Origin of the sequence: Micromonospora sp. NPDC127501, from assembly GCF_040302185.1 — a bacterium.
Taxonomy (GTDB): domain Bacteria; phylum Actinomycetota; class Actinomycetes; order Mycobacteriales; family Micromonosporaceae; genus Micromonospora.
This window is the reverse complement of sequence record NZ_JBEORJ010000003.1, coordinates 335,586-351,798: the sequence shown is the minus strand read 5'-3', so window position 1 is coordinate 351,798 and position 16,213 is coordinate 335,586. Positions and strand designations below refer to the sequence as shown.

Below are 16,213 nucleotides of genomic sequence, written 5' to 3'. Positions count from 1 at the left end.
CAGAAAGTGCAAGATCGCGGAGAAAGGCGACGCTTCTCGGTCGATCATGGAGCTGTGGTGCCTGATTTGGTGCTATGCAGGCACTTTGTCGCCCACCACAACTCCATGATCGACGAGGCGGAGCGGGGTTGACTACCACGCATCAACTGATGATGGGGGATGGGTCAGCCGCTCAGCCCTGCCGCAGCCAGACCGCGCCCAGCGGCGGGACCTGGAGGGCCGCCGAGGCGACCATTCCGTGCCACGGCACGTTCTCGGCCCGTACCTCGCCAAGGTTGCCCACCCCCGACCCCCCGTAGTGGTGCGCGTCGGTGTTGAGCACCTCCTGCCAGGTGCCGCCGGCCGGCAGGCCGATCCGGTAGTCGTGCAGCGGCTGGGCGGAGAAGTTCGCCACGCACACCAGCGTCGAGCCGTCCGGGGCGATCCGGACGAACGACACGGTGTTGTTGGCGACGTCGTCGCCGGCGATCCAGCGGAACCCGGCCGGCTCGGTGTCCTGTGCCCAGAGCGCCGGGGTTTCCCGGTAGACCCGGTTGAGGTCACCGACGAGTCGTTGCACACCCGCGCGGGCCGGGTCGTGCAGCAGGTACCAGTCGAGGCCGCGCTCCTCGCTCCACTCCCGGTCGTCGGCCAGTTCGGAGCCCATGAAGAGCAGTTGCTTGCCGGGGTGCGCCCACATGTACGCCAGCAGCGCGCGGACATTCGCCAACCGCTGCCAGGTGTCGCCGGGCATCTTGCCGGCCAGTGAGCCCTTGCCGTGCACCACCTCGTCGTGGCTGATGGGCAGCACGTAGTTCTCGCTCCAGGCGTACGCCAGGGAGAAGGTGAGCTGGTGGTGGTGGTGCTGGCGGTAGATCGGGTCCTTCGAGGTGTAGAGCAGGGTGTCGTGCATCCAGCCCATGTTCCACTTGAACCCGAAGCCCAGCCCGCCGTCGGCGGTGGGGCGGGTGACGCCCGGCCAGGCGGTCGACTCCTCGGCGATCATGACGACGCCGGCGTGGTGCTTGTAGACGGTCGCGTTCACCTCCTGCATGAGCGCGATGGCCTCCAGGTTCTCCCGGCCGCCATACTTGTTCGGGGCCCACTCGCCGTGGTTGCGGGAGTAGTCCAGGTAGAGCATCGAGGCGACGGCGTCGACCCGCAGCCCGTCGACGTGGAACTGGTCGCACCAGTAGAGCGCGTTGGCGACCAGGAAGTTGCGTACCTCGTTGCGGCCGAAGTCGAAGACGTACGTGCCCCAGTCGGGGTGCTCGCCGCGCCGCGGGTCGGGGTGCTCGTAGAGCGGGGTGCCGTCGAACCGTGCGAGGGCCCACTCGTCCTTCGGGAAGTGCGCGGGCACCCAGTCCAGGAGTACGCCGATGCCGGCGGCGTGCAGTCGGTCGACGAGGTGGCGGAACTCGTCCGGGTCGCCGAACCGGGAGGTCGGCGCGTAGTAGCCGGTCACCTGATAGCCCCAGGAGCCGCCGAACGGGTGCTCCATCACCGGCAGGAACTCCACGTGCGTGAAGCCCAGCTCGGTGACGTACGCGGTGAGTTGTTCGGCCAGTTCGCGGTAGCCCAGGCCGGGCCGCCACGAGCCGAGGTGCACCTCGTAGACGCTCATCGGTTCCTGGTGCGGCTGCCGTTCGGCCCGCCGGGCCAGCCAGTCCGCGTCGTCCCACCGGTACGTCGAGTGGTGCACCACCGAGGCGGTGGCCGGCGGCACCTCGGCGTACGCCGCGAGGGGGTCGGCCTTGTCCCGCCACTGCCCGTCGGCGCCCAGCACCCGGTACTTGTAGCGGGCCCCGGCCCGGGCGTTGGGGACGAACAGCTCCCACACCCCGCTGGAGCCGAGCGACCGCATCGGCCAGCCGTCGTCGGGGCCCCAGCCGGTGAAGTCGCCGATCACCCGCACCCCACGGGCGTTGGGCGCCCAGACGCTGAACGCCACGCCCTCGTCGAAGACCCGGGCACCGAGCGCTTCCCACAGTCGCTCGTGCCGGCCCTCGCGGATCAGGTGCAGGTCCAGCTCGCCGAGGGTCGGCGGGTAGCGGTACGGGTCGTCGTGGGCGGTGCCGTCGACCTCCACCCGGTAGTCGAGCACGGTGCCGTCGACCTGCGCCTCGAAGACGCCCGCGTCGTGCACTCGCTTCATCGGGTACCGCTCGTCGCCGACGAGCAGCGCGACGTCCCCGGCGCCCCGGCGCATCGTGCGGATCGTGGTGGAGGAGTCGGCGGGGTGTGCGCCGAGCAGCGCGTGCGGGTCGTGCGTCGCGCCGGAGATCAGCTGGTCCATCGGGCGTCCTTCGGGGCGGGAGCGGTCGGCGCGGAACGGGACGAGCGGGCGGCGGACAGCCGGGACGCCACCGTGGCCGGGGTCGTCGTGGCCGGAATCTTCGTGGCCGGGGTCTTCGTGGCCGGGGTCGTCGTGGCCGGGGTCTTCGTGGCCGGGGTCGTCGGCGCGGTGCCGCCGGAGAGATCGTCCGGCACCTCGGCGACGGTGAGGTCGGCCGGCTCGGCGCCGGCCGGCTGCGGCTGGGTCGGCGGGGTCGGGCGACGCACTGTCAACACGTGCGCGGGTTGCAGGTACGGGTCGAGCCGTACCGCGTTGCGCTGACCCCAGTCGTAACTGGTGCCGGTCAGCTCGTCGTGCACCGTGAACCGTTCGTGCCAGTCGAAGCCGAGCGCCGGCATGTCGAGGGTGGTGTTGCCCCACTGCACGACGCGCGGGTCGAACGAGCAGATCACGATGACCGTGTTGCCGGTCTCCGGGTCGTGCTTGGACCAGCAGAGCAGCGCCGGGTTGTCGATCTCGTGGAAGCGCAGGTTGCGGAGCTGGTGCAGGGCCGGGTTGTGCTGGCGTACCCGGTTGAGGGTGGCCAGGAACGGCGCCAGCGAGCGGCCCTGCGCCTCGGCGCCGGCCCAGTCCCGTGGTCGCAGCTCGTACTTCTCGTTGTCCAGGTACTCCTCGGCGCCCGGTCGGGCCACGTGCTCGAACAGCTCGTAGCCCGCGTACAGGCCCCAGGAGGGGGAGAGCAGCGCGGCCAGCACCGCCCGGATCTTGAACATCGGCGGGCCGCCGTGCTGCAACGACTCGTGCAGGATGTCCGGGGTGTTCGGCCAGAAGTTCGGCCGCATGTAGTCGGCCGCCTCGATCAGCTCCTCGCAGTACGCCCGCATCTCGGCCGCCGTCGTGCGCCAGGTGAAATAGGTGTACGACTGGGTGAAGCCGATCTTGCCGAGGCCGTGCATGATGGCCGGCCGGGTGAACGCCTCGGCCAGGAACAGCACGTCCGGGTCGACCGCCTTGACCTCGGCGATCAGCCAGTGCCAGAAGTCGAACGGCTTGGTGTGCGGGTTGTCCACCCGGAAGATCCGAATTCCCTCGCCGACCCAGTGCAGCACCACCCGCAGCACCTCGGCCCGGATGCCCTCCGGGTCGTTGTCGAAGTTGACCGGGTAGATGTCCTGGTACTTCTTCGGCGGGTTCTCCGCGTACGCGATGCTGCCGTCGGCCCGGGTGGTGAACCACTCCGGGTGCTCGGCGACCCACGGGTGGTCCGGCGCGCACTGCAACGCCAGGTCCATCGCCACTTCCAGGCCCTGTGCCGCCGCCGCCTGGATGAAGGCCCGGAAGTCCGCCGGCGTACCCAGGTCGGGGTGGATCGTGTCGTGGCCGCCCTCGGCGGCGCCGATCGCCCACGGCGAGCCCACGTCGGTCGGCCCGGCGGTCAGCGCGTTGTTGCGGCCCTTGCGGTTGACCCGGCCGATCGGGTGGATCGGCGGCAGGTAGAGCACGTCGAAGCCCATCGCGGCCACCCCTGGCAGCCGCTCGGTGGCGGTCGCGAAGGTGCCGGACCGGCCACCCACCGCCCCTTCGGAGCGGGGGAAGAACTCGTACCAGGCCGAGTAGAGCGCCCGCTTGCGGTCAACCCAGATCGAGTACGTGTCACCGGCGGTGACCAGCTCCCGGACCGGGTGGTCCCAGAGCAGGTCGGCCAGGCCCAGCGCCCTGTCGACCCGCTGCGCCAGCGGCAAATCGGTGTCGACCAGCGCGGTGAGCGCGTCGGCGACCCGGGGCCGGTCGGCGGTCGGCACGAGGCCCCGGGCGGCCGCGAGCACCCGCGCGCCCTCGGCCAGGTCGTTGGCCAGGTCCTCCGGCCCCTGCCCGGCGGCGATCTTCTTGGTCACCGCGTTCTGCCAGGTCAGGTACGGGTCCTGGAATGCCTCCACGGAGAAGGTCCACGAGCCGACGGCGTCCGGTGTGATGGTGGCGTGCCAGCGGTCCTGGCCGGGCTCGCCAGGGCGCATCCGGGTGAACGGCCGGCTCGCGCCGTCCGGACCAGCCCACACCACGTTGCAGCCCAGCGCGTCGTGCCCCTCCCGGTAGGCGCGCGCCGACACCGGAACCGGTTCGTCGACCACCGCCTTGGCCGGGTATCGCCCGCACGAGACGACGGGGGAGACGTCTTCGATCGGGAACCGTCCAGTCACCCCGCCAACCTACTGCGCGAGATCCGTTCGCGCGCGGCCAAGCCGGCCGGTCCGCCCCACACCTGGGAACGCGCGGCACGATCCGCGCACTTTCGGGGACGTTGCTGCCCAGAGGCGTGGTCGACGCAGCAACGTCCCCGACGTTGTGCGGATCTTCGGGCTGCGCCGAGGTGAGATCACCTGTGGTGCCCGTGGTCGGACGGCGGCCCCGCGCCCGGGGCGGTGTTCGACGCCCGCCAGGACGGCCAACCGTCCGGCCAGGTGTCGGGCCAGTTGTCGACTCGGTCGGCCGGCGCGATCCCGGTGGGGCTGAGCACGTCGCGGGCGACCCGCTCGGCGACCTCGCCGATCTCCACCGCGGTCAGCGGCGCCCACCAGCCGAACCGTCTGAGCGCTCCGTCGACCACAGCCTGCGCTCGTTCCGCCGGTATGCCGGCGGCGGTGAGGAACCACCGCAGTGTGACATCACACCACCCCGGCCAGCCTTCGTTGTCGACGACGGGGGCGGCGGCAAACGTCATCAGCTGCGCGACGGCGGCCTCCCAGGCGGCGACGGCATCCGCCGCACTGGCGGCCCGCGTCGGAGAGAGCGACGGCAGAATGCGGTCGAAACGCTCAGCGAGGCTCTCCAACCAGCGCCGCCAGGCCAGCAACGAATCGGCGACGAACGCAGGAGCGTCAGCCGACGTCGGGATGCGATCGGTCACGAAGCCCAACTGCTCCCTCTCCCAGGGCCCCGAGTACCAGTGGTCGGCCCACGGGCCGTACCGGTCGGACAGGAGCACGCTGACGGAGTCGACCCAGGCGGAGGCCTCGGAAAATCCGACCCACCCACCCTCACCGAAGGTCGGCCGGGCAGGCGGCGGAGGGACCAACGTCCGGACCGCCACCGACATCTCGCCCGGGTCGAACGGGTACCGCGCCGGATCGACGTCCGCCCACGTCTCGAGGAGATGTCTCAACCCGTCGTCGGCCATGGCCCCACATCGTGGCGGCCGGTCAACCCAGCGTCGAGCGAATACCTCCGAGCGGTGGCCCAGGGAGTCAGGCCGGCGGGTTCGGTGCCACGAACGACCCCTTGCCCTGGCGCCGCCCGAACTGGCCCAGCTCGCCGCCACCCTCCACGTCACGTGACGTGCGCCCCGCGATCGGGCTGCCGGCAGCGGCGTCGTTGGCTATCTGCGCCGGTGGTAGTGGTTGCGGCGGGGGAGCCGGTCGGGGTTGAGCCAGGCCGGTGGGATGAACTCCGGATGCCCGTCGCCGCCAAGCTGGACGACCGGCGTCGATGATGGTCCCGCAGGGGCGGAGCACCACACCGGAGGTGCCGTAGCCTCCGGCCATGATCGAACGGGTGAAAGTCGCGGTTGTCGGTGTCGGTAACAACACCTCGGCACTGGTGCAGGGGCTTGCTCTCTACCGCCAGAGCGGCAGTCTGGTCGGAATCCGCAGGCCGATGATCGACGGCCTCGGGGTGGGGGACATCGACGTCGTGGCGGCCTTCGCCACCTCCGCGGAAAAGGTCGGTCGGGACCTGACCGAGGCGATCTTCCTGGCGCCCAACAACTTCCCTCGGCTGAACTGCGACCTGCCGAGCGCGGGTGTGCCGGTCACGAAGGGCCTCGTCGACGCGAGCGAGGTGCAACGGGTGACGGCGGCACTGGCCGGGTCGGAGGTGCTGCTCTACTCGGCCCCCAGTGGCCGACCGGAGGTCGCCCGGGCGTACGCCGAGGCGGCGCGCACGGCGGGCGTCGCCTTCATCAACACCACCGCCGACCCGGTCGCCCGCGATCCGCAGGTGCTGAGCGGCTTCGAGGCGGCCGGTCTGCCGCTGCTCGGAGATGACCTGGCCAGCCAGTTCGGCACCTCCGTGGTGCACAACGCGCTGCTGCGGTTACTCCAGGAGCGGGGCCTCACGCTGGTCAGCTCCTACCAGGTCAATCTGGGCGGCACCGAGGACTTCCGCAACCTGGTCGAGAACCCCAACACCAAGAAGCAGTCCAAGCTCAACGCCCTGCCGGACGCCGACAAGGTCGAGGTGGCTCCGCTCGGCTACCTGCCACACCTCCGATCACAGAAGGTGGCGCACCTCAACATCGAGGCGCAGGGTTGGGGCGAAACGGTGGTGAGCCTCGACGTGAAACTGAGGGTGGACGACCCCAGTGGCGCTGCCGGCGTCAATATCGACCTGATCCGCATCGCGGCCAGCGCGCTCCGCAACGGGCACGCCGGTCATCCCGCGCAGGCGACCTCGTTGCTCAAATCTCCGCCTGGAACGGCGATCTGAGCCCTGTCCCAGGGCGTCGGGGAGATCAGCGGGCGTCGACCGTACGGGTGAGGGCTGCCCAGCCGGGGCGTCAGGGGAGGACGACGGTGAGTGAATGGGCGAACGACAATCCTCGCGATCGTCGTCGGCGGTGGCATCGGTGCCACCCTGCGTTACCTGCTGGGGCTCGGCCTCGCCCCGTCCACACCACCTGACTTCCCCTGGGTCACCTTCGTGATCAACATGGTGGGTGCCTTCGCTCTCGGCGCCGTGATGACGCTGCTCGCGGCACACCGGCTGCCGGGCCCGTGGGGCAAGCCGTTTCTGTCGACCGGACTCATCGGAGGGTTCACGACCTGGTCGCACTTCATCGTCGAGGCTGACCAACTCATCGGGGCGCGGCGCAGCGGAATAGGCATCGCCTACCTCGTCGTGTCGATCGTCGGCGGGGTGATCGCGGCGGCGCTCGGCGCCCGTCTGGCGGAGCTGCGGGTGGGGCACCCGGCGGGAAGGGGTGCGTGATGTGGGTGGGCATCGGAGTGTTCCTGGCCGGCGGGCTGGGTGCGCTGTCCCGAGCCGGGGTGGACGCGCTGGTGAAGCCGTGGTGGAGCGCGCGGTCCACCGGGCCCAGCAAGTCCTTCCCGGCGAGCACCTTCCTGATCAATGTCTCCGGCGCCTTCGTGCTCGGCATCGTCACCGGCTACGCGGTGAAACACACCGCCGCCGGCGCGCAGGACTTCGCCACGATCGTCGGCGTCGGCTTCCTCGGCGCGTACACCACCTTCTCCACCGAGGAATGGCACTCCCTGGGACTGCTGCGCAAGAACGCCGCCGTCGAGGCCTTCAACGTGCTCGGCAGCCTCTGCGCCAGCCTCGTGCTGGCCGCGCTCGGCCTGTGGCTCGGCAGCTTGATCTAGTTACCGGCACCGCCGGTCCAGCGGCGTTCCCCGTCAGGACCCCCGCACCAGCAGCGAGCGGTAGACGTCGAGCGTCTGCCGGGCGATGGCGTCCCAGGAGAAGTGCTCCACCGCACGCCGCCGGCCCGCCAGGCCGAACCGCTCGGTACGCGTCGGGTCGGCGAGCAGCGTGTTGATCGCGGCCGCCAGGTCGGCCACGAAGCGGTCCGGGTCCAGTGGGGTGCCGGAGCCGTCGGTGGCCTGCTCGATCGGCACCAGCAGGCCGGTCTCGTCGGCGGCCACGACCTCGGGGATGCCGCCGGTCGCGGTCGCCACCACGGCCGTCTCGCAGGCCATCGCCTCCAGGTTGACGATGCCCATCGGTTCGTAGACCGACGGGCAGACGAAGACGGTGGCGTGCGTGAGCACCTGGATCACCTCGGGCTTGGGCAGCATCTCGGCCACCCAGACCACGCCGGAGCGGTTGGCCCGCAACTCGGCGACCAGCTCCTCCACCTCCGCGGCGATCTCGGCGGTGTCCGGCGCGCCGGCGAGCAGGACGAGCTGGGTGTCCGCCGGCAACTCCCGGGCGGCCCGCAACAGGTACGGGAGCCCCTTCTGCCGGGTGATCCTGCCCACGTAGACCACGCTGGGGCGGGACGGGTCGACGCCGAGCCGGTCGAGCACCTCGGTGCCCTGGTCCGGCGCGTACTGAATGGTGTCGATGCCGTTGTAGACCACCCGGACCCGGTCGGGGTCGATCTGCGGGTACGCGGTGAGCACGTCGTTGCGCATGCCGCCGCTGACCGCGATCACGGCGTCGGCCGCCTCCATCGCGGTGCGCTCGATCCAGGAGGAGAGCGCGTATCCGCCGCCGAGCTGCTCGGCCTTCCACGGACGCAGTGGCTCCAGGCTGTGCGCGGTCACCACGTGCGGCACCCCGTGCAGCAGTTTCGCGGTGTGGCCGGCCAGGTTCGCGTACCAGGTGTGGCTGTGCACCACGTCGGCGCCGGCCGCGCCGGCGGCCATCTCCAGGTCCACGCCCATCGTGCGCAGCGCGGCGTTCGTGCCGGTCAGGCCCGGCGGTTCGGCGTACGCGGTGACGCCCGGCTCGGTGCGCGGCAGGCCGAAGCAGTGCACCCGTACGTCGGCGAGGCGGCGCAACTCCCGAGCCAGGTACTCGACGTGCACGCCCGCGCCGCCGTAGACCTCCGGTGGGTACTCGCGGGTGAGCAGATCGACGCGCAGCGGGATGGGTTCCGTCATGACCCCGCACCCTAGTGCAGAAGACTCCCCGTACGAGTGGTGAAGTGGGGCGAGGGTGGATAGCGTCGGGGCATGGCTGCCAAGGTGCTCGCGATCGTCCTGGCGGGTGGGGAGGGCAAGCGCCTGATGCCACTCACCACGGACCGGGCCAAGCCGGCCGTCCCGTTCGGCGGGATGTACCGCATGGTCGACTTCGTCCTCTCCAACCTGGCCAACGCCGGCTATCTCAAGATCGTCGTGCTGACCCAGTACAAGTCCCACTCCCTCGACCGACACATCACCAAGACCTGGCGGATGTCCACGCTGCTCGGCAACTACGTCACCCCGGTGCCGGCGCAGCAGCGTCGTGGCCCGTGGTGGTTCGCCGGCTCGGCCGACGCCATCTACCAGAGCTTCAACCTGATCAACGACGAGCAGCCCGACTACGTGATCGTCTTCGGCGCCGACCACATCTACCGGATGGACCCGCGGCAGATGGTGGAGGACCACATCGCCTCCGGTGCGGCGGTGACCGTGGCCGGCATCCGGCAGCCGCTGTCGATGGCCGACCAGTTCGGCGTCATCGAGGTCGGCGAGGACGGCAAGCGGATCCGGGCGTTCCGCGAGAAGCCCACCGACGCGGTCGGTCTGCCCGACGCGCCGGATGAGATCTACGCCTCGATGGGCAACTACGTCTTCACGACCCGGGCGCTCTGCGAGGCGGTCGAGCGCGACGCCGAAGACAAGTCCAGCAAGCACGACATGGGCGGCAGCATCATCCCGATGCTCGTCGAACGCGGCGAGGCCAACGTCTACGACTTCCGCGACAACGAGGTTCCGGGCAGCACCGACCGTGATCGCGGCTACTGGCGGGACGTGGGGACGCTCGACTCGTTCTACGACGCGCACATGGATCTGATCAACGTGCACCCCGTCTTCAACATGTACAACTTCGACTGGCCGATCTACACCGAGCAGCCGCCGTGGCCGCCGGCGAAGTTCGTGCACCAGTGGGGTGAGCGGGTCGGCCGGGCGGTCGGCTCGATGGTCTCCCCGGGTGTGGTGATCTCCGGCTCGCTGGTGGAGAACTCGATCGTCTCGCCGAAGGTGCGGGTGCACTCCTGGGCGCACGTCGAGGGTTCGGTGCTGATGGAGGGTGTGGAGATCGGCCGGCACGCGGTGGTCCGGCGGGCCATCCTGGACAAGAACGTGTTCGTCCCGGAGGGCGTCGAGATCGGCGTCGACCTGGAGAAGGACCGGCAGCGCTACACCGTTTCCGACAACGGCATCGTGGTGATCGGCAAGGGCCAGAAGGTCGTGCCGTGACCGAGAGGCACTCCCCGAGGAGGATCCCGCAGTGACCCACCCCCGTGCCGGCCAGCCCGCCGAGCCCGCCGACCTGGTCGACGTGCCGCGCCTGGTGACCGCCTACTACGCCGAGCATCCGGATCCCGCGGACCCGGCCCAGCAGGTCTCCTTCGGCACCTCCGGCCACCGCGGCTCCAGCCTGCGCAACGCGTTCAACTCCGACCACATCCTCGCGGTCACCCAGGCGCTCTGCGACTACCGGCGCGAGCAGGGGCTGGACGGGCCGCTCTTCCTCGCCCGGGACACCCACGCGCTCTCCGCGCCGGCCGCGGTGGACGCCCTGGAGGTGCTCGCGGCCAACGGGGTCACCGTGCTGGTGGACAGCCGCGACGGTTACACCCCGACCCCGGCGCTGTCGCACGCGATCCTCACGCACAACCGTGGGCGGACCAGCGGGCTCGCCGACGGCATCGTCATCACCCCGTCGCACAACCCGCCCGACGACGGCGGTTTCAAGTACAACCCCACCAACGGTGGGCCGGCCGACACCGACGTGACCCGGTGGATCCAGGACCGGGCCAACGCCATCCTCGCCGCCGGGCTCAAGGAGGTCCGCCGGATCACCTACGCGCGGGCGCGGGCCGCCGACACCACCGGGGAGTACGACTTCCTCGCCAACTACGTCGACGACCTGCCGGCCGCGATCGACGTCGACGCCATCCGCGACGCGGGGATCCGCATCGGCGCGGACCCGCTGGGCGGGGCGAGCGTGGCGTACTGGGGCGAGATCGCCGAGCGGCACCGCCTGGACCTGACCGTGGTCAACCCGACGGTCGACCCGACCTGGCGGTTCATGACCCTGGACGGCGACGGCAAGATCCGGATGGACTGCTCCTCGCCGAACGCGATGGCGTCGCTGATCGCCGCGCGGGCCGACTACCAGATCTCCACGGGCAACGACGCCGACGCCGACCGGCACGGCATCGTCACCCCGGACGCCGGGCTGATGAACCCCAACCACTACCTGGCCGTGGCGATTCGTCACCTCTTCCGCACCCGCACCGAGTGGGGGCCGGCCGCCGCGGTGGGTAAGACCCTGGTCTCCTCGTCGATGATCGACCGGGTCGCCGCCGACCTGGGTCGGCCGCTGCTCGAGGTGCCGGTCGGCTTCAAGTGGTTCGTACCCGGCCTGCTGGACGGCGCTGTCGGCTTCGGTGGCGAGGAGAGCGCCGGGGCGTCGTTCCTGCGGCGCGACGGCTCGACCTGGACCACCGACAAGGACGGCCTGCTGCTCTGCCTGCTCGCCGCCGAGATCCAGGCCACCACCGGCCGCAGCCCGAGCGAGCACTGGGCGGAGTTGGCCGAACGCTTCGGCGCGCCCGCGTACGCCCGGATCGACGCCCCGGCCACCCGGGAGCAGAAGGCCGTGCTCGGCAAGCTCTCCCCGGAGCAGGTCACCGCGACCGAGCTCGCCGGTGAACCGATCACCGCGACGCTGACCACCGCACCTGGTAACGGCGCGGCGATCGGCGGCCTCAAGGTCAGCACCGAGTCCGGCTGGTTCGCCGCGAGGCCCTCCGGCACCGAGGACGTCTACAAGATCTACGCCGAGTCCTTCCAAGGCCCCGACCACCTCAAGAAAATCCAGGAAGAAGCCAAGAACCTGGTGGACTCGGTCCTGGCCCAGGCCTGAGCCCTTTGATCAACAGGATGAGGTTGGGGGCGGGTCAGCAGGGCGGAGGTATTTCCCGCTGGGTGCGGCGCAGCTCCTCGGGGAGCAGTTCGCGCAGCTGCTCGGGGAGGAACGGCAGGTCGAGCAGCGTCATCTTCAACTGGTTGCGTTCCTGGTAGCGCAGCGGGTCGAAGCGCACCACCAGGCCGGCGTTGCGGCGGTAGTTGATTTCCACCGCTCCCTCGGTGGCCGGGTCGCGGAACACCAACCCGTCCATCTCCACCACCACCGGCGACGAGTCGGGCTCCAGCTCCAGCCGGATCTTCTCGCTCGGTGAGAGCACCACCGACCGGGAGATGCCGGCCATCGGCGCCGCCGGCGTGATCACCATCGAGTCCGCCGCCGGGGAGATCAGCGGGCCGCCGGCGGCGTAGCTGTACGCCGTGGAGCCGATCGGGGTGCTGACCACCACGGCGTCGCACCGGTAGTAGCCGTACTGCTGGCCGTCGATGGCGAGTGTGACGTTGACGAAGCCGGAGCCGGGCTGGCGCACCAGCGCGATGTCGTTGAACGCCACCACGTCGTCGCCACACACGTCGCAGGCGAGGCAGGCGTGCGACTCGATGGTGAACTCCTTCGACAGCAACCGGCTCAGCGCCTCAGGAAGCTCCGGCGGCTCGATCTCGACGAGAAAACCCACACGACCCAGGTGTACGCCGAGCACCGGCTTCGGGTCGAGGACGGCGGATCGCAGCGCACCCAACATGGTGCCGTCGCCGCCGACGCTGATCAAGGCGTCGGCGCGGGCCGCCACCTCGTCCGCCGGCACCGGCACGATGCAGGACGAGACGCGGTGCTGGTCCTCCTCGCGCACCATCAGCGTCTTGTGGTGACGCTTCGCCCACCGTTCGATGATCCCGACCACCTCGGTGACATCCCGGGTGGGGTGCAGCACAAGTCCCAGCCCCGACACCCGTACAGCTCACCACATCGGCGGCGACCGTACCCGGCGTACAGCGAAGGTGCGCCGACGGTCCGCGAACCGTCGGCGCACCTCGCCACCATCAGGGGCGGGGCTGCCCGGTGAGGTGGGTCAGCGAGCGGGCGACCAGGTCATCGCGGGCCGCCGGAGGCAGACCCTCCAACCCGAAGCCCAGGTACACCGTGTCCCCGGTGACCACCACCGAGCCCTCCTCGAACGCCTGCTGGCTGCGCGACCAGTCGTTGGCGTTGCCAGCGGAGCCGGGCGGCGGGCCGGCCACCGTCCAGCCACCCAGGTCGGCCGACTCGAACGAGGTCTCCGCCACGGTCGACCCGTCGGCCAGCACCCGGGCGTCGTCCAGGAAGACGCCGAGACCCTGGGTGCTCCAGTCCGAGGCGTACGTGATCGATACCTCGACCTGCTTACCGGCGTAGCCCGACAGGTCGGCCACGAACTCCTTCCAGCCTCCCGACGACCCGCTCGCCGCGTTCCAGCTGCCGGTGCTCCCGGTGGGGGAGCAGTCCGCGCCCTGGTAGTGCGCGAGGAACGGGTGCAACTGCTCCACCCAACCCTCGGCGCAGCTGTCCCCGGTGACCGTGCTGGTCTTGCCGTTGGCGTCCGGCAGGGTCGTCCAGTCGTCGCTACCCACCTCGTGCGCCTCGACGAACATGAAGTCCCAGTCCTGCTCGATCTCGTAGGAGGTGAAGAAGCGCAACTCTGCGCTGCTCGCCCCGGTGAGATCCACCGTGCGCGTGAGCCGCTTGTACGACTCGTCGGTCTGCCCGCTGTACAGGTACCACTCACCCGTACGCGGATCGAACGGCGCGCCGCCCGGTCGCGTCCAGCCCACCGGCGCGGAACTGGCGAACTGCGGGAACTCGTCCGGCGGCAGGAAGCTCGACGTGGTCAGGAACGACGCGGTGTGCGCCTGGTTCTCCGCCGAGCCGGATGCGTTCAGCTGCCCGTCGAAGCCGGTGAACGCCGCGTCGGTCCCGGCGACCGGGAACGGCTCCCCGTCCGGGCCGGTTCCGCCGTCGCTGACGTAGGTGTGCGCGCCCAGCCAGTACTGCTGGAAGTCGTTCAACAACGGCAGACAGCTGGCGGCCTCGGCGTCGGTGCACTCCGGTGGCGCGTCCGGGTGATAGACGTACGAACCGTTGGCGCCCTGCGCGAACAACGCGTACTGGCCGCTGACCAGCAACTTGCCGCCCTCGTTCAGGTAGTCCCGAACGGCCAGCTCGGTTTCCAGTGCCGCCCTGGCCGTCGTGCCGGCCACCTGACCGGGGGAGCGCAGGATCACGTCGTCGCCGGTCTCCCACACCACCGCCTGGTAGTGCGACAGCACGCCGAGCGGGTGCGGCGCCCTGCGGCCCATCGCGTCGAAGTCGTACACGTCACTGCTGCGCCCGGCTGCGCCCAGCGACGCCGCGACCTCGTCGGCGTACTTCGCGGTGGTACCGGTCTGCGCCGGGCTGACGCCGGTGACGTCCTCCACCGCGAGGACCAGCACGTCGCCGCCGACGTCGTTGTGCACCCGATAGGTGAAGTGTTCGCTGGCCACCACCCCGGCACGCGGTTTGTTCCCGGTGAACCAGACCTCCACCCGGTCGCCCGGCTTCGCGCCGCTGACCGTGCCCCGTAGCTCGGCGTAGTAGTCGTCGTGTGTGTCGCCGTACCGCTCGCCGCCGCGCCACTCGCGGACCGCGACCGTCTTCGGCCGCCCACCGTTGACCGTGTAGTGCATCCGCACGTTCCTCAGCGCCCGACGGGTGATCGAGGCGACCTGCTGGGTGCGCCCGTACGAGGTGTCGAAGGCGTCGACCACGAAGTCCGGAGTGCTCCGACCGACCACCGAGACCGGCTCGTCGGGGTCCGCCGCCGACCGGGCCACGGCCAACGCGAACGGCAGATTCTTGCTCACCTCGCCAGCGATCAGCGCCTCGTCGTCAGGGAAGATGAAACCGCTGACGCAGTCCTCGGGGCGCCACTGGTCGTCCGGGTCGACGGCCGAGGCGGCCTCGCAGGTGGACATCTCCGGGGTGAAGCCCAGCGTGCCGTACCTGACGGTGGCGTGACTGTCGGTGTCACCGTTTGTGGTGTACAGCTCCGCCGAGATGTCCGGGTCGTAGCCGGGCACCGCCGGGTGCGCGTCGTCCCCGACCATCGCCTTGTAGATCTCGTCGTCCGGGCTGGGGGTGCTCACCTGCCAGCCGATGCCGTAGAGCAGTAGTTCTGCCGCCGAGTGGTAGTTGACGAAGAACTCGAACCCGACCCGCTTGAAGAGCCGGTCCAGGGCCTTGGTCTCCGGCTCGGAGTTGGGGCCCGGGCCCCGGTAGGTCTCGCTGTTCGGCTCCGGCGACGAGCCCTCGTTGTCGTACCCCCACTTGTAGCTGAAGTTGCGGTTGAGGTCGACGCCGTCGCCCGAGCCGAGCTGCCCGTCGCCGTTGTTGTCCCGCAGGTTCTTGCGCCACAAACGGTTGCCGGGGGTGAACGTGAAGTCGTAGCCGTCCGGGTTGGCGACCGGCAGGAACCACAGCTCGGTCGTGTCCAGCAGTCGGGTGATCTCCCGGTCGGTTCCGTAGCTGCCCAGCACGTGATGCATCAGCCGGCGGGTCATCTCCGGCGTGATCCACTCGCGGGCGTGCTGCGCACCGGCGTAGAGCACCGCCGGTCGCCGGCCGTCCGCGACGGTCCGCGCGTTCTTGGTGACCTTCACGGCGACGATCGGCTGCCCCTGCTGGCTGCGACCGATCGTCTCCACCTTGGTCAGCTTGGGATACCGGGCCGCGGTGGCGTTCAGCTCGTCTCGCAGGCCGCCCGGCTCACCGTAGGGACGGAAACTCGTCCAGCCGGCTGCGGCCTGCTCCCGCAGCGCCTGCGACGCGTCCTTGCCTCGCACCTTCTTCACCGACAGCGGTACGCCCTTGTCGGTCAACCGCTTCGCCTGCCGTCGGCTGAGGACCGTCTCGACCGTCGTGCGGCCGGACGCGTCCACCTTCGCGTCGTGACCGAGGTCGACCCCCGCCGCGCGCAGTTGCTCCCGCTGTTTCGCGTCGACAGTGCCGACGTACACCTCCAGGCCGTCGCGGACGCCCGGGTCGGACGGCGGCCGCGCGCTGGCCGGTGGGGTCAGTGCCAGTGCGCCGAGCAGGGTGACCACGCCGGCGATCGCCAGTCGTCTCGGTCTCATCGCGCCTCCTTGGGTGAAGGACCTGTAGGCGCGAGCCTTCGGTGCGGCGTTATCGGTGTCAATAGGTCGATGGGCGAGAGGTGACTGGCCGTGTCGGTGCCGGTGCCAGTTGTGATGTCCTGCCGTGACATCAGCCGCAGCTTGGCAGGGGGGTGTCAACCGCTTCTGGGCGACTTCTCGGTTG

The 16,213-nt window shown here is 70.3% G+C and carries 11 protein-coding genes; 5 read left to right on the top strand and 6 right to left on the bottom strand.

The annotated features are described in order from the left end of the window. Positions 1–172: 172 nt before the first annotated feature. From glgB to ABTW72_RS08970, 3 genes are all read right to left on the bottom strand, one after another. A complete protein-coding gene (gene glgB, locus ABTW72_RS08980) occupies positions 173–2,275 on the bottom strand; it encodes a 1,4-alpha-glucan branching protein GlgB (RefSeq protein WP_350856161.1) in 2,103 nt (700 codons plus the stop codon). Beyond that, entirely contained in the window at positions 2,263–4,473 is a 2,211-nt protein-coding gene (locus tag ABTW72_RS08975; RefSeq protein WP_350856158.1) for an alpha-1,4-glucan--maltose-1-phosphate maltosyltransferase, read from the bottom strand. The genes glgB and ABTW72_RS08975 overlap by 13 nt, the downstream gene beginning before the upstream one ends. A gap of 176 nt (positions 4,474–4,649) precedes the next feature. Then, complete coding sequence (locus ABTW72_RS08970; protein ID WP_350856156.1) at positions 4,650–5,450, bottom strand: hypothetical protein; 801 nt, start codon at positions 5,448–5,450, stop codon at positions 4,650–4,652. 362 nt (positions 5,451–5,812) lie between these two features. On the opposite strand from ABTW72_RS08970, the gene ABTW72_RS08965 reads away from it, so the two are divergent. The 3 genes from ABTW72_RS08965 to ABTW72_RS08955 all read left to right on the top strand — a co-directional run bounded on the left by ABTW72_RS08965 (position 5,813) and on the right by ABTW72_RS08955 (position 7,653). Continuing rightward, complete coding sequence (locus ABTW72_RS08965; protein ID WP_350856153.1) at positions 5,813–6,757, top strand: inositol-3-phosphate synthase; 945 nt, start codon at positions 5,813–5,815, stop codon at positions 6,755–6,757. A 90-nt stretch (positions 6,758–6,847) separates the two neighbouring features. Beyond that, positions 6,848–7,258 (top strand): fluoride efflux transporter CrcB, encoded by a 411-nt coding sequence (gene crcB / locus ABTW72_RS08960; protein ID WP_350856150.1) that lies wholly within the window; start codon positions 6,848–6,850, stop codon positions 7,256–7,258. Continuing rightward, positions 7,258–7,653 (top strand): fluoride efflux transporter FluC, encoded by a 396-nt coding sequence (locus ABTW72_RS08955; protein WP_350856147.1) that lies wholly within the window; start codon positions 7,258–7,260, stop codon positions 7,651–7,653. Before crcB ends, ABTW72_RS08955 begins: the two co-directional genes overlap by 1 nt. A gap of 33 nt (positions 7,654–7,686) precedes the next feature. Here the strand turns inward: ABTW72_RS08955 and glgA are convergent, their stop codons facing one another. After that, complete coding sequence (glgA, locus tag ABTW72_RS08950) at positions 7,687–8,898, bottom strand: glycogen synthase (RefSeq protein WP_350856144.1); 1,212 nt, start codon at positions 8,896–8,898, stop codon at positions 7,687–7,689. A gap of 72 nt (positions 8,899–8,970) precedes the next feature. Here glgA and glgC point away from each other — a divergent pair, with 72 nt between their 5' ends. Continuing rightward, positions 8,971–10,203 (top strand): glucose-1-phosphate adenylyltransferase, encoded by a 1,233-nt coding sequence (glgC, locus tag ABTW72_RS08945; RefSeq protein ID WP_091401467.1) that lies wholly within the window; start codon positions 8,971–8,973, stop codon positions 10,201–10,203. Between the two features lie 31 nt (positions 10,204–10,234). Further along, positions 10,235–11,878 (top strand): phosphoglucomutase (alpha-D-glucose-1,6-bisphosphate-dependent), encoded by a 1,644-nt coding sequence (gene pgm, locus ABTW72_RS08940; protein WP_350856141.1) that lies wholly within the window; start codon positions 10,235–10,237, stop codon positions 11,876–11,878. A 34-nt stretch (positions 11,879–11,912) separates the two neighbouring features. Here pgm and ABTW72_RS08935 read toward each other — a convergent pair whose 3' ends face one another. Next, positions 11,913–12,821 (bottom strand): NAD(+)/NADH kinase, encoded by a 909-nt coding sequence (locus ABTW72_RS08935; RefSeq protein ID WP_502892179.1) that lies wholly within the window; start codon positions 12,819–12,821, stop codon positions 11,913–11,915. Positions 12,822–12,921: 100 nt separating this feature from the next. Beyond that, positions 12,922–16,029, bottom strand: coding sequence for a M14 family metallopeptidase (locus ABTW72_RS08930; protein WP_350856135.1), 3,108 nt, complete (start codon positions 16,027–16,029; stop codon positions 12,922–12,924). Positions 16,030–16,213 lie beyond the last annotated feature (184 nt).